The 19,658-nt window shown below is 69.3% G+C and carries 20 protein-coding genes and 2 pseudogenes; 13 read left to right on the top strand and 9 right to left on the bottom strand.

From position 1 onward, the window contains the following. The first annotated feature begins 46 nt into the window (after window positions 1–46). Window positions 47–1,444: a cytochrome P450 gene (locus BM362_RS09390; protein WP_067580835.1), complete on the top strand. Its 1,398-nt coding sequence runs from the start codon at window positions 47–49 to the stop codon at window positions 1,442–1,444. Here BM362_RS09390 and BM362_RS50240 read toward each other — a convergent pair. Next, on the bottom strand, window positions 1,441–1,995 hold the full coding sequence (locus tag BM362_RS50240) for a SulP family inorganic anion transporter (protein ID WP_342029796.1): 555 nt from the start codon (window positions 1,993–1,995) through the stop codon (window positions 1,441–1,443). The two genes, BM362_RS09390 and BM362_RS50240, sit on opposite strands and share 4 nt — an antisense overlap. Continuing rightward, a complete protein-coding gene (locus BM362_RS50235; RefSeq protein ID WP_342029795.1) occupies window positions 1,992–2,528 on the bottom strand; it encodes a SulP family inorganic anion transporter in 537 nt (178 codons plus the stop codon). The genes BM362_RS50240 and BM362_RS50235 overlap by 4 nt, the downstream gene beginning before the upstream one ends. A gap of 231 nt (window positions 2,529–2,759) precedes the next feature. Here BM362_RS50235 and BM362_RS09380 point away from each other — a divergent pair, with 231 nt between their 5' ends. From BM362_RS09380 to BM362_RS09365, 4 genes are all read left to right on the top strand, one after another. Beyond that, on the top strand, window positions 2,760–3,326 hold the full coding sequence (locus BM362_RS09380) for a TetR/AcrR family transcriptional regulator (protein ID WP_093572851.1): 567 nt from the start codon (window positions 2,760–2,762) through the stop codon (window positions 3,324–3,326). A gap of 14 nt (window positions 3,327–3,340) precedes the next feature. Then, window positions 3,341–4,444 (top strand): FAD-dependent monooxygenase, encoded by a 1,104-nt coding sequence (locus tag BM362_RS09375; protein WP_093572850.1) that lies wholly within the window; start codon window positions 3,341–3,343, stop codon window positions 4,442–4,444. A gap of 76 nt (window positions 4,445–4,520) precedes the next feature. Then, a complete protein-coding gene (locus BM362_RS09370; RefSeq protein WP_244287094.1) occupies window positions 4,521–5,018 on the top strand; it encodes a nitroreductase family deazaflavin-dependent oxidoreductase in 498 nt (165 codons plus the stop codon). Further along, window positions 5,018–5,473, top strand: coding sequence for an NUDIX hydrolase (locus BM362_RS09365; RefSeq protein WP_093572849.1), 456 nt, complete (start codon window positions 5,018–5,020; stop codon window positions 5,471–5,473). Before BM362_RS09370 ends, BM362_RS09365 begins: the two co-directional genes overlap by 1 nt. A gap of 152 nt (window positions 5,474–5,625) precedes the next feature. Here the strand turns inward: BM362_RS09365 and BM362_RS09360 are convergent, their stop codons facing one another. After that, window positions 5,626–6,162, bottom strand: a complete 537-nt coding sequence (locus BM362_RS09360) for a GlcG/HbpS family heme-binding protein (RefSeq protein ID WP_093572848.1) — start codon at window positions 6,160–6,162, stop codon at window positions 5,626–5,628. Window positions 6,163–6,343: 181 nt separating this feature from the next. On the opposite strand from BM362_RS09360, the gene BM362_RS09355 reads away from it, so the two are divergent. From BM362_RS09355 to BM362_RS09345, 3 genes are all read left to right on the top strand, one after another. Continuing rightward, on the top strand, window positions 6,344–6,574 hold the full coding sequence (locus BM362_RS09355) for a hypothetical protein (protein WP_143132398.1): 231 nt from the start codon (window positions 6,344–6,346) through the stop codon (window positions 6,572–6,574). Window positions 6,575–6,585: 11 nt separating this feature from the next. Continuing rightward, window positions 6,586–6,759: a hypothetical protein gene (locus BM362_RS47325; RefSeq protein ID WP_167545260.1), complete on the top strand. Its 174-nt coding sequence runs from the start codon at window positions 6,586–6,588 to the stop codon at window positions 6,757–6,759. Window positions 6,760–6,883: 124 nt separating this feature from the next. Continuing rightward, entirely contained in the window at window positions 6,884–9,073 is a 2,190-nt protein-coding gene (locus BM362_RS09345; RefSeq protein WP_093572846.1) for a hypothetical protein, read from the top strand. Here BM362_RS09345 and BM362_RS09340 read toward each other — a convergent pair. The 4 genes from BM362_RS09340 to BM362_RS09325 all read right to left on the bottom strand — a co-directional run bounded on the left by BM362_RS09340 (window position 9,048) and on the right by BM362_RS09325 (window position 12,982). Further along, window positions 9,048–10,628, bottom strand: a complete 1,581-nt coding sequence (locus BM362_RS09340) for a hypothetical protein (protein WP_244287093.1) — start codon at window positions 10,626–10,628, stop codon at window positions 9,048–9,050. The two genes, BM362_RS09345 and BM362_RS09340, sit on opposite strands and share 26 nt — an antisense overlap. Window positions 10,629–10,781: 153 nt before the next feature. Continuing rightward, a complete protein-coding gene (locus BM362_RS09335; RefSeq protein WP_093572844.1) occupies window positions 10,782–11,663 on the bottom strand; it encodes an SAM-dependent methyltransferase in 882 nt (293 codons plus the stop codon). 27 nt (window positions 11,664–11,690) lie between these two features. After that, window positions 11,691–12,593 carry a Scr1 family TA system antitoxin-like transcriptional regulator gene (locus tag BM362_RS09330; protein WP_093572843.1) on the bottom strand — a complete coding sequence of 301 codons (903 nt, stop codon included), beginning with the start codon at window positions 12,591–12,593 and terminating at the stop codon, window positions 11,691–11,693. A gap of 158 nt (window positions 12,594–12,751) precedes the next feature. Beyond that, window positions 12,752–12,982 (bottom strand): DUF397 domain-containing protein, encoded by a 231-nt coding sequence (locus BM362_RS09325; RefSeq protein WP_067580854.1) that lies wholly within the window; start codon window positions 12,980–12,982, stop codon window positions 12,752–12,754. Between the two features lie 939 nt (window positions 12,983–13,921). Between BM362_RS09325 and BM362_RS09320 the strand changes: the two genes are divergently transcribed. Together BM362_RS09320 and BM362_RS09315 are read left to right on the top strand one after the other, a co-directional pair. Continuing rightward, window positions 13,922–14,320 (top strand): hypothetical protein, encoded by a 399-nt coding sequence (locus tag BM362_RS09320; protein WP_067580857.1) that lies wholly within the window; start codon window positions 13,922–13,924, stop codon window positions 14,318–14,320. A 168-nt stretch (window positions 14,321–14,488) separates the two neighbouring features. Next, window positions 14,489–15,444: pseudogene (locus tag BM362_RS09315) on the top strand (adenosine deaminase family protein). Between the two features lie 151 nt (window positions 15,445–15,595). On the opposite strand, the gene BM362_RS09310 reads toward BM362_RS09315, so the two are convergent. Beyond that, complete coding sequence (locus BM362_RS09310; RefSeq protein ID WP_425285692.1) at window positions 15,596–15,955, bottom strand: MmyB family transcriptional regulator; 360 nt, start codon at window positions 15,953–15,955, stop codon at window positions 15,596–15,598. Here BM362_RS09310 and BM362_RS09305 point away from each other — a divergent pair. Both BM362_RS09305 and BM362_RS09300 read left to right on the top strand, forming a co-directional pair. After that, window positions 15,875–16,042, top strand: a pseudogene (locus BM362_RS09305) (MBL fold metallo-hydrolase); the annotation flags it as partial. The gene BM362_RS09310 and the pseudogene BM362_RS09305 overlap by 81 nt on opposite strands. A 10-nt stretch (window positions 16,043–16,052) precedes the next feature. Beyond that, window positions 16,053–17,351: a carboxylesterase/lipase family protein gene (locus BM362_RS09300; RefSeq protein WP_093572842.1), complete on the top strand. Its 1,299-nt coding sequence runs from the start codon at window positions 16,053–16,055 to the stop codon at window positions 17,349–17,351. A 3-nt stretch (window positions 17,352–17,354) separates the two neighbouring features. Here the strand turns inward: BM362_RS09300 and BM362_RS09295 are convergent, their stop codons facing one another. After that, window positions 17,355–18,137: a helix-turn-helix domain-containing protein gene (locus BM362_RS09295; protein WP_093572841.1), complete on the bottom strand. Its 783-nt coding sequence runs from the start codon at window positions 18,135–18,137 to the stop codon at window positions 17,355–17,357. 139 nt (window positions 18,138–18,276) lie between these two features. Here BM362_RS09295 and BM362_RS09290 point away from each other — a divergent pair, with 139 nt between their 5' ends. Then, window positions 18,277–19,653, top strand: coding sequence for an MFS transporter (locus tag BM362_RS09290; RefSeq protein ID WP_093572840.1), 1,377 nt, complete (start codon window positions 18,277–18,279; stop codon window positions 19,651–19,653). Window positions 19,654–19,658 lie beyond the last annotated feature (5 nt).

The following is a 19,658-nucleotide window of genomic DNA, read 5'->3' as shown; positions in this document are numbered from 1 at the left end:
GGGGGATGGTGACCTTATTGAATGTGGGTTCAGTAGGGAGCGAACTGTGGACACCACCGCGATTCCGCACCGGCCGGGCCGGTTGCCGGTGCTCGGGGACCTGCTCGGGACCAATGTGCGCACGCCGCTGCAGAGCACCATGCGAGCCGGCGCGGGGCTCGGGCCGATTTTCACCCGCAAGTTCTTCGGTCTCGAGATCGTGTTCGCCAGCGGGATCGACCTGGTCACCGAGCTGAACGACGAGACGAGGTTCGGCAAGCACGTCGGTCTTGGCGTCGAGCGGTTGCGCGGGGTCGTCGGCGACGGGCTGTTCACCGCGCACACGCGCGAGCCGAACTGGCGGCTGGCGCACGACATTCTGCAACCCGCGTTCTCCGCCGAGGCGATGCGCCGGTACCACTCGATGATGCTCGAAGTCGCTGGTGAGCTGACTGCGACGTGGGACCGCGCGGACGGTCCGGTCGACGTCGCTGCCGACATGACCCGGCTGACACTTGAGACGATCGGGCTCGCCGGGTTCGGCTACCGGTTCGGGTCGTTCGAGCGGGCCGAACCCCATCCGTTCGTCACCGCGATGATCCGCGCGTTGCGGTTCGCGCAGGTGGACAACGTCAAGCTTCCGTTCGTGCGGCGTGCGCTGGCCGGGTCGTCCGCGCAGAATCAGGCGGACATCGCGACCATGACGAACCTGGTCGACGAGGTGATCGAGGCGCGCCGCCGGGAAGGCGGCGAAGGGCGTGATCTGCTCGGTCTGATGCTCACCGACGGGCACCCGATGACGGGGGAGCAGCTCGATCCGGTGAACATTCGCAATCAGGCCATCACGTTTGTGGTTGCGGGGCACGAGACGACATCTGGCGCGCTGTCGTTCGCGCTGTACTACCTGACGCGCCATCCGGAACTGCTGGCGAGGGCTCGCGCCGAAGTCGACGCGGTGTGGGGTGATCGCGAACCGGCCTTCGGCGACGTCGCGAAGCTTCGGTACGTCCGCCGCGTGCTCGACGAGGCGATGCGGCTGTGGCCGACCGCGCCCGGCTACTCGCGGGAAGCCCGCGAAGACCTGGTGCTGGGCGGAAAGTACCCGATGCGCAAGGGCGATTCGATCATCGTGCCGCTGCCGATGCTCCACCGCGATCCGACTGTGTGGGGCCCGGATCCGGAGAAATTCGATCCGGACCGTTTCGAGCCGGCGGCGGTGCGGAAGCGCCCGGCTCAGGCGTACAAACCGTTCGGCACCGGGGAACGCGCGTGCATCGGCCGCCAGTTCGCGCTGCACGAAGCAGTACTGGCGCTGGGGATCATGCTGCAACGCTACGACTTCGAGGCGGACCCGGCGTACGAGCTGAAGATCGTGGAATCGCTGACGCTGAAGCCGAGCGGTTTCACTGTCCGGCCGCGGCTCCGGGAACGGGCGGCCGGTCTGACCTCAGCTGTTGCCCGCTAGCTCCACGGACAGCGTTTCGTGCATCGCCGCGCTGTGGTTTGGTCAGGCCGACGATCTCGACGGTCTTCCCCGCGCGCCTCGCACTTCGTCGCGATGGCGTCGAGCGCGGCCACGGTCGAGACGTCCCAGATGTGCGCGGCCGATAGGTAGACGACCACGCGCTCCGGGTCGCCGGCGTAGTCGAACTGGTAGACCAAGTCGTTGCCGGACGCGAAAAACAGCGCGGCACCGGGGTCGCCTCGACCAGGTGCGCGAAGATCACCATCGCGGTGATCGACCCGGCCACGACCCCGATCGCGAGGCTGCCGGTCGCCACCACGATGCCGACGGTCACCGCCATCACCGCGACCAGCGCCGACCGGCATCCGCTTCAGCGTCACGGGCGCGATCGAATGCCAGTCGAACGCGACCAGCACCATCGCCGCGACCAGCGCCGCGATCGGGATCCGCGACACGACCGGCCCGAACACCAGGCACAGCACCATCAGGAACGCTCCGGCGAGGAACGTCGACAGCCGAGTCCGGCTGCCCGCGACCTTGACGTTGATCATGGCCTGGCCCTTGGCCGACCGCCTCCCGGGTCTTGCTCGAACGCGCGTCGGCGAGGTCGGCGACCAGTTTGGCGGTCATCAGCGATTCCCTGAGCCCCACCAGCGCGTACGACGCGATCAGACCGAGTGAACGGCACGTCCGGGATTCCCGGTACGGCCAGCGCGTTCAGAAACCCGATCATCACGCTGCGCGGCACGAACCGCATCAGCCTCGCCACGCCCAGCGAGCCGAGCGCGATCTGGGACAACCCGCCCAGCACCGCTGTCGCGACGAGATAGCCGAACCTGCGTTTCCCGGCCAGTGGCGCGGCGACCAGGGCGATCGCCCCGGTCGCCGCGGAGATCATCGCCGGAGCGCTGCCGACGAACGCGATCACCGCCGCCCTGGTGAACGACGCGCACCGGCCCACGCGCGGATCGACCCCGGCGATCACGGAGAACGAGATCGCCTCGGGGATCAGCGCGAGCGCGACGATCAGGCCGCCGAGGATTTCGATGCGCTCGACTCGTGAGGCCGGACGCCGAATGGACACAGCGGACAGCGACGAGAGCACGGTGGGTTGCCGGTCGGTTTCGGGACGGGCGGAAAGAGCCGCTTCCGACGCTAGAGGACGGGACCGGACATCGCCGCCGTCTCCCGCCTTCAGGTGAGTTGCGGATCTCCCCGCTTCCCCGTCGCCGGAGACCGCGCTACTGTCAGGGCAGTCGTTCAGGACGATCGCCCTGAACGACTGCCCGGGACGATCGACCAGGAGAAGTGCGGAATGAATTCACCGGCAGCGGCACGGGGGCGTGACGTGCGGCAACGGTTGCTGGCAGCGGCGACGGAGCTGGTGCCCGAACGCGGCTGGGCAGCGGTGAGCACCCGTGTGCTGGCAGATCGGGCGGGGGTGACGCCGAGCGTGGTGCACTACCACTTCCCGTCGCTGCAGGCGTTGTTGCGCGAGGCGGTTCTGGACGCGATGCGCGAGGTGCTGGAGAGCGTCGGACCGGCGCTGGCCGCGACGCAGAATCCGGCTGACCTGGTGTCCGCGCTGTTCGGGTCGGTCGAGCCGTACACCGGGGTGGACCCGTTGTCGGTGCTGTTCATCGAGGCGTATCTGGCGGCGCGGCGCGACGACGAGTTGCGGGACCAGATCGGGGGGCTGCTCCTGGCGTTCCGCGCGCAGGTCAGCAGCTGGCTCGCCGAACGCGGCGTCCCCGATCCGGAGGCGACCACGGAGGTGCTGGTGGCGACCATCGACGGCTTGCTGCTGCACCGCGGCCTCGCTCCCGGAGGAGACCCGGCGGCGGTCACTGCCGTTCTGCGCGGGCTGGTCACGCTGCCTTAGGGAGGGGAAATGCGATGAGAATCCTGGTCTGCGGCGCCGCCATCGCCGGACTGGCCGCGGCGAACCGGCTGCCGGCGCTGGGCAACGAGGTCACGCTGGTGGAGCGGGCGTCTGGACCGCGCCCGTGGGGCTGCCTGATCGACTTCTTCGGTCGCGGCTACGACGCGGCCGAAGCGATGGGAGCGTTGCCCGCCGTCAAGGAGGCGGCGTACCCGATTTCCGAAGCGATTCTCCTTGACGCACAAGGAAAGTGCCGGTCCGGGATTCACTTCGGCCAGTTCGCGCGCATCGTCGGCGGCCGGTTGCCGAGCTTCCTGCGGCCGGATCTCGAACAGGCGTTGCGCGCGTCGCTGCCCACGGCGGCCGAGCTTCGGTACGACAGCGGGATAGTCGCTGTCGAGAACCACGGCGACCGGGTCGCAGCGACCCTCTCGGATGGTTCCGTGCTCCAAGCCGACCTGCTGGTGGGCATCGACGGGATCCATGCGACGGTCCGGCGGCCGGTGTTCGGCGAGGAATCCCGGTTCCCGCGCTACCTCGGCTTCCACACCGCGGCGTTCCTGTTCGCCTCGCCCGAGATCCATGCGGTGGCAAACGGACGGTTCTGCCTCACCGACACCATCGGTGAGGCAGATGGGTTTCTCCGGCTCGCGAGCCGGAACAGTCGCCGCCTTCGCCGTACATCGCACCCCCGATCCCGCTCGCCCGACGCCTTCGGGAGTCGCTGCCGGACACCTACGGCTCGCTGGGCTGGATGGTGCCGGAAGCGTTGCGGCGCTCCGCGGTCCGGGGAGATCTACTACGACCAGGTCGCCCTGATCGAGATGGCAACGTGGAGCAAGGGCCGGGTCACGCTGGTCGGAGATGCGGCGTACGCGGTGTCGTTGCTGGCCGGACAGGGTGCGTCGGATCGCGGGCGCGGACGTGCTGGCCGATCAACTGAACCGCGCGTCGTCGATCGCCGAAGGCCCGGCGGGATACGAGCGGCTGTGGCGTCCCGTCGTGGCCGGCGAACAGCAGCCGGCCCGCAACGGCGCACGGTGGTTCCTCCCGGGCAACGAACCGCAGCTCTACCTGCGGCGGCTTGTGCTCGAACTGGCCCGGTTGCCCGGAATTGACCGCCGGGAGGTTGACCGGGAAATCCACCGCGCTCATCACGAATCCGCACCATTCGGCGAGGGAAGGAGTCCGACCGTGAAACCGATCGCACGCACGGTCTTCAAGGCACCGGCGAAGCTGTACGACCGCGACCTGGGATGGTTGCTGGGCAACCGTTTCCTGTGCCTGACCCACTTCGGCCGCAAATCCGGCCGCCGATACCGGACGGTACTGGAGGTGATCGGTCTCCGTCCCCGATCCGGCGAAGTGCTGGCCATCGCCGGATTGGGCCCGTCCTCGGACTGGTACCGCAACATCCAGGCGGCCCCCGCGGCGGAGGTCGCGATCGGCCGCCGGAAGTTCGTCCCCGCGTACCGGATCCTCGGCGAATCCGAAGCCGCCGACGCGATCGCCGGCTACGAACGCCGAAACCGGCTGCTGCGCCCGGTTTTGCGTCCTGTGCTGAGCACACTGCTGGGCTGGCGCTACGACGGGTCCGACGCGGCCCGGCACCGGATGGTCCAGCAATTGCCGATCGTCGCCTTCCGTCCCCGCGACGAAGCCGAACCCGACCGAGAAGGTACTGACCGCTGATGAACTACATCGCCGAGCTGCGCGAGCTAGTCGGCACCCGCCCCCTGATCCTGCCTGGCACCTCCGTGCTGATCGCCGACGAGCGCGGCAGGCTGCTCCTGGTGTTCCGCGGGGAAAGCCAGGACTGGGGGCTGCCCGGCGGGTTCCTCGACCCCGGCGAGTCCTACGAGGACGCGGGCCGTCGCGAGGTGCGGGAGGAAATCGGCCTGGCGGTGCGGGACCTGGAACTGTTCGGCGTCTACTCCGGACCGGAGTACTTCTACCGGTATCCGCACGGCGACGAGGTCCACAACGTCACCGCCGCGTTCACCGCGACCGTCGAGAACGCCGAGGTCACCGTGGACGGCACGGAGATCACCGGCTACGAGTTCTTCGTGCTGGACCGGCTTCCGGACGACATCATCGCGCCGGAACGGCCGATCGTCGAGGACTACGTGAACCGGTTCGGCGGCTGACCGTCTGCTGCGGTCGTGGCTTGGCCGACGGGGCAGCCGCACCGTGCTGGGCGTACTCGCCGGACCCGGTTGATCGCCCTGGCCGCCGGGTCCGGTGGGTCTCACCGCAGCCGGCGAGGCCCACCGAACCTAGGCCGGGCTCACCCGCGGTCTTACTTGCCGAGCGCGTCCGCCCCCGCCTGGGCGAAGGTCTCGTCCTGCGCACCTGGGGGCGCACCGGCCACGCCGACCGCCGCGATCGGGGCGTTGTTCGCGTTCACCGGGACCACTCCGGCGCGGAACAGGGTGCCCTTGATGTCCTTCAGGGCCGGGTTCTGCTGCAGCCGGCCGGTCAGCTCCGAGGTCTTGGCGTTCCACGAAACCGCCGTGAACGCCTTCTCCCCGGCCGACGAGTACGACTGCGGGCCCGCACCGTCGCCGCGCAGGGTCACGATGGTGTTGCCGTCGCGGTCGACCACCGCGACCGACACCTTCCGGCCCGCCCTTTCGGCGGCGTTGAGCGCGGCCCGCGCGGCCTTCTGCGCGGCAGCGATCGCCATGTACGTGGTCTGGACCAGTCCCTTCGGCGCGGCCTGAGCGGCGGCCGGGGTGGCGGCGTCGGCGGCCAGTGCGCCGGTCGTGGCGGCTCCGAGCACGGCGAGTCCGCCGACGACGGTGGCGATGCGGGTCTTGGCGGTGAAGGTCTTCATCGGGTGCTCCTCGGCTTGTCCGGCTTGACGGATTCATCGTGCGTCCGGGACCGCCTCCACCGGATCGGAGTCCCGGCTCACCTCGCGCCGCGGAACGGCCGACACTCGTGTCATCCGATCGGCTGATGTCCGGGTTCGCACCGGTCAGGCTCCATATCGGACCGGAACACGGAGGGTGGCGATGACCGATCGGGACGCGCGGTGGCTGGCCGCGACCATGCACACGGCGTTCTTCCTGCTGCTGGTCGCGTCGATCGTGCGCTTCCTCGACCACGCCGAGCTTCGCGTGGTGCGCGGTCCCGCTGTTGGTCACCGGCCTGCGCACGCTGCCGATCGGACCGGCGTTGGTGCTGTGCGCACTGGTGACCGCTCTCGTAGAACCGGCTCTCGACCGGCTTCGATCCGAACCTGACTATCGTGCCGGTGGCCGTCGCCGCCGTGACCGCCGCGGTGATCACTTACCTGCGGCGGCAGGCGGTGCGGTTGCGGGAAACCGAGCGCCGCGCGGGGATGCTCGACGAACGCCACCGGCTGTCGCGCGAGATCCACGAGGGGCTGGGTGCCTCGACGGTGGGTGCGGCTGGCGGCGGTCCGTGAGGGAATCAAAGTCTGTGCGGGTGGCCCTCGCGTACCTGGGGGCGCGGCGAGTGTGACGTGGGGTGACGTGCACACCGCGCACTGCTAGCGTGGTTTCGCGCGTACCGGGAACTAGGGGTGGGGCTTGATCGACGCGGTTGCGATGTTTTCCTCTGAGGCGGCGAAACTGCTGGCCACCGCCTTGGTCGGGCGGGTCGACAAGGGGCTGGGGCAGCTGGCGGGCATCGCCAGGGCCAAGTTCGGGGCGAAATTCGGCTCCGGGCCGGTCGCCGTCGCGGATCTTCGCGAGCAGGTGCTGGCCGCTTGCCAGGACGATCCGGTGTTTCGCACTGAGCTGATGGGAGCCGTCGCGTTGGTGAACGCGGCGGGGCAGCGGCCGTCGGCCACCGAGGGTGTCGAGCCGTTCTTCAATCATGCCGAGCATCTTCGTGCGCCGCGCGAGTCCGGGACCTGTCTCGTCTACGGGCCGGCCGGGTCCGGGAAGACCGAGCTTGCCCGGCAGATCGCCGGGCGGGTGCGGGATCGGTTCCCGGGCGGCTGGATCGAGATCGATGTCGCGGAATCGCGTACTGGCGCGGTCGTCGATCTGGCGCTCGTCAAACGGCAGGCGCTGCTGAAGCTGGGCATTCCCAGCGGTGAGATCGCTGCCGACGACGCTGGTCTGGACCAGCAGTTCGGCTCCGTGCTGGCGACCCGGTTGTTCACCGTCATCCTCGACAACGTCGTGTCGGCGCGCGAGGTCGAGCTGTTCCGTCCGTTCCGGATGAACCTCGTGCTGGCGACCTCCGCCGCCCGCACCCGGGACCTCGACGCGCTCGACCCGTCGCCGATCCTGCTGGGCGGGCTCGAACTCGAGGGCGCGCGGGAAATGCTCGCGCACTATTGCGGCGCGGTCCGGCTCGACGCGGAACCCGACGCGACCGGCGCGCTGCTGGCGATGTCCGGCCGGATGCCGTCCGCGATTCGCGAAGTGGGCTTGAGCCTGGCGCGGCACGGCGGGGAACCGTATCCGGTCAGCGGGCTCCTCGCGCACTACCAGGCGAACGGGATCGTGGACGCCGAGGGCGTCATCAACGACTCGCTCGCCCAGACTTTCGCGACGCTCGCTCCGGAAACCGCCGAGGCGGTCGCGTTGCTGTCCGGATTCCCCGGGCACTGGTTCACCCGGGAAACCGCGGTCGCCTACCTCGGGATGCCGGACGAGGTCTTCGACGCGGTCGTCAGCGCGATGCTGACCGAACAGGTCGGTGGCTGGCATCGGCTGACCGCGCTGGTGTCCCAGTACGCGGCGAAGCTGCCAGCGGATCGCGACGCGGCGTTTCCGCAGCTGTTGAGCCATGTCCGCGATCGAGCGGTCGCCGCGGACCTCGCCGGGGATGCCGGGCGGTTGCGCGAATACGTGGTTCCGCCCGGTTTGTCGTGGACGCTCCCCGAGGACCGGATCAACTGGCTGCACCGGCATCTGGGGCTCATCACCGAGGTGGTCCGCGCCGCGGCTCGGCGGGGGAAACACCTGGAGGTGTGCCAGCTCGCCGGTGCGCTGGAAGTGCTGATCACCGCACGCTGGCTGTGGCGCGAGTACGCCGAAATCAGCGACCTCGCCGTGCGTGCGGCGGCGGCGCTGGCCGAGGGAGAACCGCAGGCGCTCTACGCGCGGACATTGTCCATGCGGGCCAAAACCTGGTTCCTGGCAAGGGCTTTCGACACCGCCGCCGCGGATCTTCAGCGGGCGTGGGAGCTGGCTGAGGCCGTCGACATCCGTCCGGCTCGGCGGGAGCGGCTGCAATCATCGGTGGCGGAGTTCCGGGCGCGGTTCTTCGAGGAACAGGCCGACACGCTCCCGGCCGAGCGCGCCAGCTTGCTCGCCGAAGCCGAAGCCTGGCTGCGGAAAGCCATCGCGCTCGACCAGCACCTCGACCACGGTTACGCGCTCGGCATTCACCATCGGATGCTCGCTTCCGTCCTGATCAAGGCCGGACGCCCGGCGGAAGCGATGGCCGAGATCGAGAACGGCCGCAAGCACGCCACCGGCCGCAACCTCAGCCGGCTGGACATGGTAGCTGCGCGGGCGTTCCTCGCGCTGGGAGACCTGGGGCGCGCCCGGGAGTGCTGGAGCCGCGCCCGCGCTGAGCTGAAATCCACCGGCGCGGATCAATACCAGTGGGAAGTCCGGGAAATCGAGGCGCGCATCCTGGCTGCGGAAGGGCAGCCGGAGGCTGCTCGGACGGCATGGGGGCAGCTGATCGGCGATGCCTGGAAGCTCGGTCACCCCCGGACGAACGAGTACATCACCGAGTTCGAATCGCTACGCTGACCCGGCGCCTGCCGAACTCCAGTTCGGTCCGTCCTAAATAGAGCATCGACACCGCCGCCAGCGGATCGGCCTGCCGGGAGCCCGGGACCAGTTCGTAACGGCGACCGTTGCGATCCAAGGCGAGGCACCGGTCTTCGAGCCGGGCAGCAGCGAATTGGGCGTCCGGCCACTGCTTGAGGACGGCGGCGGCCCAGCCGGGGAAGTCGACCTCGGTGTCGTCGGTGAACACGACGGCGGCCGCCGACAGTTCTCGCAGCGACGCGCGGGTGTGGTGCGCGATCACGTGCAGATGGTGCAGGTGCTGCGGCACCTCGGTCGCGGGCAGCCGGACGAGCACATCCCTCGACCCGTGTGCGCGGATGCCGGCGACGAACGCGACTGGTTCCGTCCGGGTCGGCGAGGCGACCGGATAGCTGCTGAATTCCGCTGGCCCCCTCGGTTCCGGCAGCTTCATCAAGCGGTAGCACGCGGCACGCAGCAGCTCCGCCGACTGTCCGGGGACCGCGACCGCCTGCTTGGCAACAGGTTCGTAGCTGCCCGGAACATGCCGGTCGATCGCGTCGTCGATCTGCGCGGCCAACGGCCGATCGGCGGCAAGCGCGTCCGTGCGTGCGGCCAGCATCGCGGCGGGAGAGCCGGGAACCGTTGCCGGAGAAGGGCTTCCCGCCATCAGCATCGGCCGGTCCAGCGCCGCGGCGTAGAGCGACACGGAGCTTTCGTCACCGATCACGCAGGAGGATGCGGTAACCGCGGCCTGCCATCCGGTTTCGGACGGAATCACCAGCAGCCCGGCCTGTTTCGCCTCGGCGAGCCACGCGTCGAGCTGCCACGAGCTGTGCGCCGCCGCGATGCCTGGATGCAGGATCGCGCACACCGTGGTGGTGTCGACCGGCAGTTCGGCGACCAGCCGGAGCGGAAGGCCGGGATGCTGTCCGAGAACCGACGACGGACCCCAGGTCGACGCGATGGTCACGAGCCGCTTGCCCCGTCCGGCCAGCGCCGCGCGGTACTCGGCCGCCCGGTGCGCACCGGCCACGAGCCGGTCGAGACACGGATCGCCGACGACCTCCGCTCGCTCGGCCGCTTCCGGGCTCGCCGCGCGGAGCTGGTCGCGCTGCTCGGCGTGGGCGACGGCGATCAGCGCCGGGACGACCTGCCCGTGGTGCACGAGCCGTTCCGGGTTGAGCCCGGCGACGACCGAGCTGCCGGGGTAGTACTTCTGGTGGCCGATCCCGTGCGGCAGCAGGACCACCGGGGCGCGGAGCAGGTGGAGATCGTCGTTTTCGCTGGCCGCGATCGCGAGGTCGAACTCGGTCGCGATCGCCTGCTGCCACGGGATCACCGCGACGCCCAGCCGTTCGAGCAGCCGGGGGACCCCTGCCCCGAGGATGGCCGGACGGTCGCGGTCGAAGGTGAAAACGGTCTGCACGCGATGGTCGCCGCTGAAGAGCGTGAGCACGTCGAGCAGCCGGTTGAGCGTCGTCACGGTCCGCACAACCACCAGGACCCGGCGCTCGAAGCCGACGGTCAACCAGTGGTCAAACCCAGGATCCACGGGCACTCTCCGTGACAAAAGTCCGGGGGGGGGGTAGGTATTTGCCATCAGACTGGGCACATCACCTGGCGAAACACTGGTGAAGCCTACCTGCCGCGCCCGGCCGGTCGCGGGAGCGCCCGTGACCACTGCCCGTGGTCGCGGGCGCGGCGATCACTCCTTCCGGGCCACCCCGGCGAGCAGCAGCGACTCGTTGGCCGCGTCGAGCGGGACGGTCGGGTCGTCCGGGCCGGCTTCCTCCGGATGCCACAGCGGGGTCCAGGTGACGCCGGGTTCGAGCAGGGCGAAGTCGCCGAACAGGCCGGTGATCTCGGCGCGGTCGCGGTAGACGAGGCCGGTGCCCGCGGCGGCGTACCGCTGCTTGGCATCGGCGAGCAGGTGCTCGCAGTGCGGCGGGACGCCCTCGTCGGTGACGTGCGACAGCGCCAGATACGACCCGGGGACGAGGAGATCGCGGTACTCGGCGGTGAGACGGGGGCCGAGGTCCGCGGTGCTTCCGCTGCCGGGCGCGGGAGGTTGCCGGAAGTGCAGAACGGAAATGAGCAGCAGCGCGATCGGCTGGTCGAGGTCGATGACGCCCGACCCGGCGAGCAGGGACCAGAGCCGCCGCGCGTCGCGCAGGTCGGCGTGCACGGCGAGCTGCCGGGCGGGGTCTCCTTGTTCGCGCAGCAGGCTGGTGGAATGCGCGACGGCGACCGGTTCGCAGTCGACATACGCGACCTTCACCTCGCCCGGCGCGATCTGCTCGGCGATTTCGTGCGCGTGCCCCATCGTGGGGACGCCGGAACCGAGGTCGACGATCTGCCGGACTCCGCCGCGCACCAGATGCCGGACCACCCGGTGCAGAAACCGGCGGTTGGCCCGCGCGATCGGGCGCACCATCGGATAATCGCGCAGCATGCGTTCGGCGAACTGCCGGTCGATTTCCCAATTCGCGGTTCCGCCGAGGTAACAGTCGTACACGCGGGCCACGCTGGGACGGCTGAGATCGATCCCCGGCGGCGGAAAGGACTCGTGCTCCAGGCCAGTCACCATTTTCTCCTCGTGGTCGACGGCGCGGGATCAGCGTAGCCTCTCTCCGGCCCTGCGGGGAGCGGGCGGGCGGACGCTGAGCAGGTCCGCCTCGGCCTCTTCGAGCAGAATCGCCGATTCCTCGGCCGATTGGGCGACACTCGAAAGGGATTCCCACGATTGCAGATCGGTCTCGTAGGTTTCGGTTTCGTTCATGAAGGTCTGGACGCCGTTCGACGTTTCGGCGAACGAGCGGTCGAGCTTGCTGTTGACGAACTGCAAAATGGTGAAATCGGGGCCGACGTGCAAAGGGCCGTTGTCGAACGGCACGAACCGGATCGTCGCCGCGGGATGGTTGCGGGCGAGATTCAGCAGATGGCGGACCTGGCCGAGCGCGACGTAGGGATTGTCCGTGTGCGCGCGGGTCAGCCGGTGGACCGCGCTTTCGCTGAGGAGGAACTTGTACGTCCGGTCCGGGTAGTCGTCGAGCAGCTTGGCCCGCAGTTTGCGCTCGTGGACGGCGTCGGTCACGTCCGTGCGGCCGTAGGCCTGGAACTGCTCCATCATGTAGTCCTCGGTCTGCAGCATCCCGCTGATGCGCTCGCCAGTCCACTTCAGGACGATCGCGGCCTCCTGCTCGGCCTCGAACACCGGATGGAACCAGGCCGGGCTGGCCGCGAGGCGCCGCGCGTTCCACACCCGGTCGGCGCGGGAGGCCAGGTTGTACTGGCGCATCCGCTCCGCCTCGGCGGAATCGATCTCCAGGACGTCGATCCATCGGTCGAGCAAATGCGGATGGATCCGGGTCTTGCCGCGCTCCATCTTGCTGATGTTCGGCTGCGTGTAGCCGAGGTCGTCGCCGAGTTCGCCCTGGGTCAGCCCGCGTTCGACGCGGGCGGTGACGAGGATGTTGCCCAGTTCGACAAGCTGGGCCTCGACGGAAAGCCGGCTCACGAGGGCCGAGCCGTCCGATCGGGGGAGAAAACCACACTTTTTCCGAGCACGAAATCATGATAGTCCCTCGCATTACCGCAGGCCAAGACGGACGGGTTCGCCCGGTTGTCCGGGAGGTTGTGCCGAATGGGGGACCGGGGCGGACGAGCTGTGCGCGATCAGCGGTCGAACTGTCCCGCGCGCAGCGCGCCGGAGAATGCGGCCCATTCCTGATTGTCGAAGACGAGCGCGGGAGAACGGCTGATCTTGGAATCCCGTACCGCGACGACGTCGGGATCGCTGAGATTGATCTCGACGCAGTCGCCGCCGTTGCCGCCGCACGCGGACGGCCGTTGCCAGGCCGCGTCGTCGAGCGAAGAACTCACGGTGTTCGGATCGTAAGAACTCATAATTTCGTCCTTGTCAAGCCGCTGACCTTCTTCGGAATATTCAGGCCTCAGGATCAGGGATGGAATATGCCGAAGCAAGGTGCTGACTTGCACAATGCCGAAATGGGCCGATAAGTTCACCTGTTTGGCGTCGGGGCAGTTTTCTCGGGGTGATCGCGGTGGCGGGTGCTGTCCTTTTCCTGGCCGGGATTTGTCCTGTGCCGCAGCGTGAGCGGCTGGCCGGCGGCTTTCCGGCGAACCGTGGCCGGGGTGCCGGAAGCCGTGCGGGCAAGGCATGTCAGAATATTCTGTCTCGTCCGGGCAGGCATGCATATTCCAGTCGGCAGATGTCGTAGGGCATGCGATAAGCGGAGAACTTCGCGACGGGCTGGCTGAATGCCGAATTTCTCCGGCGGTCGGGTTTTCGCGGGAAAGTCACTGGTCAGGGCTCCCGGTCGCGGTGTGTCGCAGTTCTCCTTGATCGGTGCTCGGCAAGCGCCTGTTACCACTCTTGTGAGTGATGAAAAGTTGTTCTCGATGCGCTAGTGATCGTCGCCGCCTTCCGGTTCGAGGAGTGTTTTCCTCCCGGGCGGGACCTCGCGTGCAGTGCTGTGCCGGGCCCGTTAACGCAGGCAGGCGCAGGCCGGAACCCGATTGGACGGCTGTGAACCGGAGTTCGGCCGAGGAGTTCGTTTTCGCCGAAGTTACCGGTGCGCCCGGGCAGAACCGGCGGACTGATATTGCGCACGGTAGTTCGTCGTATCTCTTTGCCGTTAACCGACCGCTGCCCGCCGCTCGGCGAGACGACCGTCAGTGGGTATCGAGGTCTGTGTGTGCTCGTGGCCAAGATGAGAAGTATCGAACTGGGACGCGTGCCCGGAGAGATAGAGGTGGCCCCCTGCGGGAACAGGGGGCCACGGGGATGTCTGAAACCCTCTTCTAGGCAAAGGAACAGACGAGATGACTGTACCGTTGGAGAACACCGGCCCGCTAGACGACGACCGCGCCGGACGGGTGGAACGCGTCGAATTCGGCGCCGCCGTCGCCCCGGCCCGCGGCGGGAAGCGGATCGCGACCCGTGACGAGATGGTGGCGGCCGCGACGAAAGTCTTCGCCCGCCGCGGCCCGGGACGGCACCGCAAGCCGGTCGCCCGGGGCCGATGGGTGTGCGCGGCGTCCGAGACGCTTTCGTGGCTGGCACCGGTCTTGTGGGGGTGCCTGCAGCTGACCTTCGCCGCGAGCGTGATCAGCGCGGTGGCGCTGCTGATCAGCCCGGTCGTCGGGGTCGCGGTCGCCGGGTTGGTGCTGATTTGCAGCGTGGTGCTGTTCAACCAGGCCAGGCCCAGCCATCGCCGGTAGCTTTTTCCGCTCCGCCGGCTCGCTACAGTGGGTTCCGTGCCGGAGTTCCAGCTGCCGCTCTACGGAGCCGACCTCGATCGTGGCGACCTCGCTCCCTGAGTCGTCCCGGTTTTCCGTCTCCGGCACCACTTCTCCTCTTCAGGGAGCGTCCTCCTGCCCGGCGAAAGCCTGCGCGCGTTCATCCATGCCCTGCCCAAAGCCGAGTCGCACGTCCACCTCGTCGGTTCCGCCGGCGTAGACACCGTTCCTATTCCGCGATTTCGACCATTTCCTCAAGGTCTACTGGGCCGTGCAATCGATGCTCAAAGACCGCCATGACATCCATGCGCTCGTTCTCGGCCTCGCCGCCGCACTCGCGCGCCAGAACGTCCGCTACGCCGAAGTGACGGTCACGCCGTACAACCACGTCCTCGACGGCATGCCGGGCGGCGAACTGCTCACTGGACTCGTCGAAGGCCGCGCCGCCGCGAAGGCGGAGCATGGCGTGGAGTTGGCTTGGTGCTTCGACATTCCCGGGGAGAAGGGCGTGCAAGCCGGCCGGGAGACCGCGGTGTTCGCACTGCGGGAGCGACCGGAGGGACTGGTCAGCTTCGGCCTTGGCGGCCCGGAGATCGGCGTCGGCCGAGCGCGGTTCGAGCCGTTCTTCACCGCCGCCCGCGAGGCTGGCCAGCACAGCGTGCCGCATGCCGGGGAAACGAGCGGTCCCCGCGACGATCTGGTCGGCGGTGCACGACCTGGGCGCGGAACGCATCGGCCACGGCACCAGTTGCGCAGCGGACCCGGCGCTGCTGGCGTACCTCGCCGAGCACCGCAGCCCGGCCGAGGTGTGCCCGACGTCGAACGTCCGGACCCGCCAGGTGCCCTCGATCGCCGCCCACCCGGTCCGGCGCCTGCTCGACCACGGACTGGTCGTCACCCTCGACCCCGACGATCCGCCGATGTTCGGCGCGACCTCGGAAGGCGAGTACCTGGCAGTGGCCACGACGCTCGGTCTGCGCACGGAGGAGGTGGCTCGGCTGGCGAAGAACGCGGTGGAGGCATCGTTGCTGGGCGAGAATGCCAAGGCGGCGATGGCGGCGGGGATCGACCAGGCAGTCGCGAGCGGAACCGGTGCGGAGGCTTGACCGGCGGCTTCGGGGTGCCAAGGCCGATTGGTCGGCCCGGTACCCGCGCCGGTTGGGCTGCGTCCGGCTTCCGGCTGCCAAGGCCGGTCGGTCGGCCCGGTACCCGCGCCGGTTGGGCTGCGTCCGGCTTCCGGCTGCCAAGGCCGGTCGGTCAGCCCGGTACCCGCACCGGTCGGCCCGGAACCCGCACCGGTCGGCCCGGAACCCGCACCGGTCGGCCCGGCACTCGCGCCGGTTGGGCTGCGTCCGGCTTCCGGCCGCTGACCTGCCGAAGCAACGTCAACGCCTCCTCCGAAGCCGACCCCTCCGGAGTCGTGCACACGATCAGCACCTGCTCCGGCGACCGCGCCACCGACAGGGTCTGCTGTGTCACCGTCACCCGGCCGACCACCGGATGCCGCAGCTCGGAGGAGTCGGCATCACAGGGTCCGACCCGGCGGCGGCGCGGGCGATCCGGCGCACCCTGCTCGGCCGGGCCGCGGAGGACAACGCGCTGCTCTTCCCGGCGCATTTTCCCGGTTCCGGAGCGGCGGAGGTCGAACGGGACGGGACGAAGTTCGCCATCAAGAAGTGGGCCGGGTTCTCCCGGATCTGCTGAAGGGATTCTCGTGTCCGAGCAAGAAAATCCGGTCGTCGAGACCGCGGCGGGCGCGGTGCGCGGCCTTCGCGACGCGGCAGGCGAGCTTTACCGGGCCATTCCCTACGCCGCGGCCCCGATTGGGCCGGGCCGGTTCACTGCGCCGGAGCCGCATCCGGGCTGGTCCGGAGTCCGCGACGGTACTCGCCCGTCGCCGGCCGCTCCGCAGCCCACGCGTGACTTCGGGCGGCTCGATCTGACCCCGTACTTCGGGCCGGGCTGGGTTCCCGGCGAGGAATACCTGACAGTCGACGTGCGTACGCCAGCAGCGGACGCCGGTGACCGTCCAGTCATGGTCTTCGTGCACGGCGGCGGGTTTGTCACGGGTTCGACCCGCGCCGCGCTCTACGACGGCAGTGCTTTCGCTCGCGACGGGATCGTCCTCGTGACGGTGAACTACCGGCTCGGCATCCCCGGTTTCCTCGCGCTGGAGGGAGCTCCGGACAATCGCGGGCTGCTCGACGTCCTCACCGCACTCCGGTGGGTGCGCGATTCGATCGCCGCGTTCGGGGGGAATCCGGGAAACGTCACGGTGTTCGGGCAATCCGCGGGGGCGACGCTCACCGGTGCGCTGCTCGCGACTCCGGAGGCTGCCGGGCTGTTCCGGCGCGCGATTGTCCAAAGCGGAAGCGGCACGGGCGCGTTCGCCCCGGAGCAGGCGCAACGGGTCACCGCGGCCGCGGCTGCCGCATTAGGCGTCGAACCGGCCGCGGCGGCGTTCGCGGAGATCCCGGACGAGCGGTTCCTGGAGATCCTGCCCGCCCTGGCCGGGCTGGACCTGCGCACCGCGACCGCCGCGGATCCGCTTGCCGGGCTCAGCCCGTTCAGCCTGGTTCTGCCGGTGCAGCCCGCCGACAGCCTGGTCGGCGGCCTCGACCTGCTGATCGGCACGAACACCGAGGAGGGGCGGCTTTACCTGGTACCGCAAGGAAAACCGGACCGCACCGCCGGCCAGCTGGGCGAGGTGCTGTTCGGCGCCGGCACCGCTCGAATGGTCCGAGCGCACGCTGAGACCGGCCGCACGTATGTCTATTCCTTCGGCTACCGCTCCACCGCCCTGGACGGACGGCTGGGTGCGGCGCACACCGTCGAGTTGCCATTCGTCTTCGATCTCGCGGATGAACCATGGCTGCACGGCGACACCGGCCTGCTGGGGCCGGACGCTGCTCCGGCCGGTCTCGCCGAGGAGGTGCACGGGGCGTGGGTCGCCTTCGCCCGGACCGGGGAGCCAGGCTGGGCGGAGGCTGAGCCGCGGCGATTCGGCGGCTGAGCCTCACCGAACCGTTGTGGCCTGGCGTCGAAGTCCGGCCTGGTAACTCCCCGGCGTCTGGCCGAGGATCGCGGAGAAGGTCTCGATGAAGCTGGTCGGGTTGGCCCATCCGCAGCGCAGCGCGGTGTCGGTCACCGAACGGCCCTGTCCGAGGTGCACCAGCGCGTGCTGGATGCGCAGCTGCGAGCGCCACTGCGAGAAGCTCATCCCCAGCTCGGCGCGGAACAGCCGGCTGAGTGTCCGCTCGCTGGCCCCCACCGGCCGGCCGAGTTCGCCGAGCGTGGCGGTCCCGGCCGGGTTCCCGCGCAGGAGACCGGTGACCGCGCGGAGCCGGTCGTCGGCGGGTTCGGGCAGGTAGATCGCCTGCTGCGGGAGTTCGGTCAGCTCGTCGGCCAGCACCCGGAGCAGCCGATCGCCGACGTCCGGCCGCAGGGTCGTGCCGCCGGTCAGTTTCAGGACCGCGGCGCGCAGCAACGCGGACACCGTGAAGACGGTCGGCGTGGCGGGGAGTGCGGAACACAGTTCGGCGGGCACTTCGAGAATGCTGATCTCGGTCGTGCCGTAAGCGCGGTGGCCGTGTTCGAAGGAGGGCGGCGTCCACGAGATGCGATCCGCGGGCGCGACCCAGGTGCCCCGCTCGGTGGTGGTGGCCAGCAGCCCGCTCGCCGCGTACAGCAGCTGTCCCCGCGCGTGCTGATGCGCGACGACCCCTTCCCCGTGGGCCAGCGACCAGCGGCCCTGGATGGGATCGTCGCCCGACCAGCAGAGGTGGCGGCGTTTCGGCATCGGTTTCCAGGATACCGCCAACCGGTCGGCCGGTGATCTTGGCGGAATACCGGTATCGGCTGTCCGGCGGGCGGTGGCAGCGGGCTCTCCGCCGGGCGATTCTGGTTAGGCAAGCCTAACTAGAAGAAGGGGGGCGCGGATGTCGATCGCGGTGCGGGAAAAACGGCCCGAGGAGGACGTCCGGGTGTGGCTGGTGCTGGCGCCGCTGATGCTGGGCGCGCTCACCTACGGCGTCCTTGGCGCCGTGGTCGTTCCGGCATTGCCGTTGCTGCAACGGGATTTGCACACCAACGAGAATGGCGCGACCTGGCTGCTGACCGCCTATTTCCTCGCCGCCGCCGCGGCGACCGCGGTGGTGGGGCGGCTGGGGGACATGGTCGGCAAGCGGCGGATGCTGCTGATCGTGCTGTCGGTCATGGCGGCGGGGCAGCTCGTGTGCGCGACGGCGGACTCGCTCGCGCCGGAGATCGCCGGACGTGCGCTGCAGGGGCTCGCGGGCGGGCTCTTCCCGCTGGCGATCGGGATCATCCGGGACGAGTTCCCGCGCGAGCGCGTCGCGGCGGGCATCGGCGCGGTGACCGCGACCATCGGGATCGGCGCGGTCGGGATCATCCTGCCCGGCCTGCTGCTGCCGGGGCTGAGCTGGCATTGGCTGTTCTGGATTCCCCTGGTCATCACGCTGGTGACGCTGGCGGGAACCTGGTCGCTGGTGCGCGAATCGCCGGTGCGCCCCGGCGGCCGGATCAACTGGCTCGCCGCGGTGTTGCTGGTCGCCGGGGTCACGGCGGTCGTGCTGGGCATCAGCGAGGGCGGCACGTGGGGCTGGTCTTCCGGCGGCACGCTCGGTCTGCTCATCGGCGGTGCCGCGGTGTGCGCGATCTGGTGCGTCGCCGAGGCGGCCAGCGGCAATCCGCTGATCAACGTGCGGCTGATGCGGCTGCGCGGCGTGTGGACGACCAACGTCGTCGCGTTCCTGTCCGGCACCGGATTGTATGCCGCTTTCGCCGTTTACCCGATCTTCGCCCAGCTTCCGGAATCCGCCGGATTCGGCTACCACGCGTCCATTCTCGCCGGTGGCCTCTATTGCCTGCCCATGTCGATTCCCTCGATCGTCGTCAGTCCGTTCGCCGGACGCCTGGCCGCCCGGACCGGCGCTACCGCCGCGCTCGTCCTCGGCACCCTGACCACGGCGGCCGGATTCGGCTACATGGCTCTCTGGAACGGCCATCCGTACGACATGATGATCAGTCTCGGGCTCATGGGGCTCGGCTTCAGCATCGCGTTCCCGACTCTGCTGACCGTGTGCGTGCATTCCGTTCCGGCGGAAAACGTCGCGGAAACCACAGGGATGAACACGGTCGTCCGCATGATCGGCGGAGCGATCGGTACCCAGGCGGCCGCCACGGTGATCTCCGGCCGCGACGGACTGCCCACCCGGGACGGGTTCACCGCCGCGTTCCTCATCCTGGCGGCATTCGCCGCGGTCGCCGCGAAATTCGTGTCCACGCGAGACTAGGAGAT

It is taken from the genome of Amycolatopsis rubida, assembly GCF_900115345.1.
GTDB classification, from domain to species: Bacteria; Actinomycetota; Actinomycetes; order Mycobacteriales; family Pseudonocardiaceae; genus Amycolatopsis; species Amycolatopsis rubida.
The sequence above is the reverse complement of the archived record's forward strand: the minus strand, read 5'-3'. Positions and strand labels throughout refer to the sequence as shown.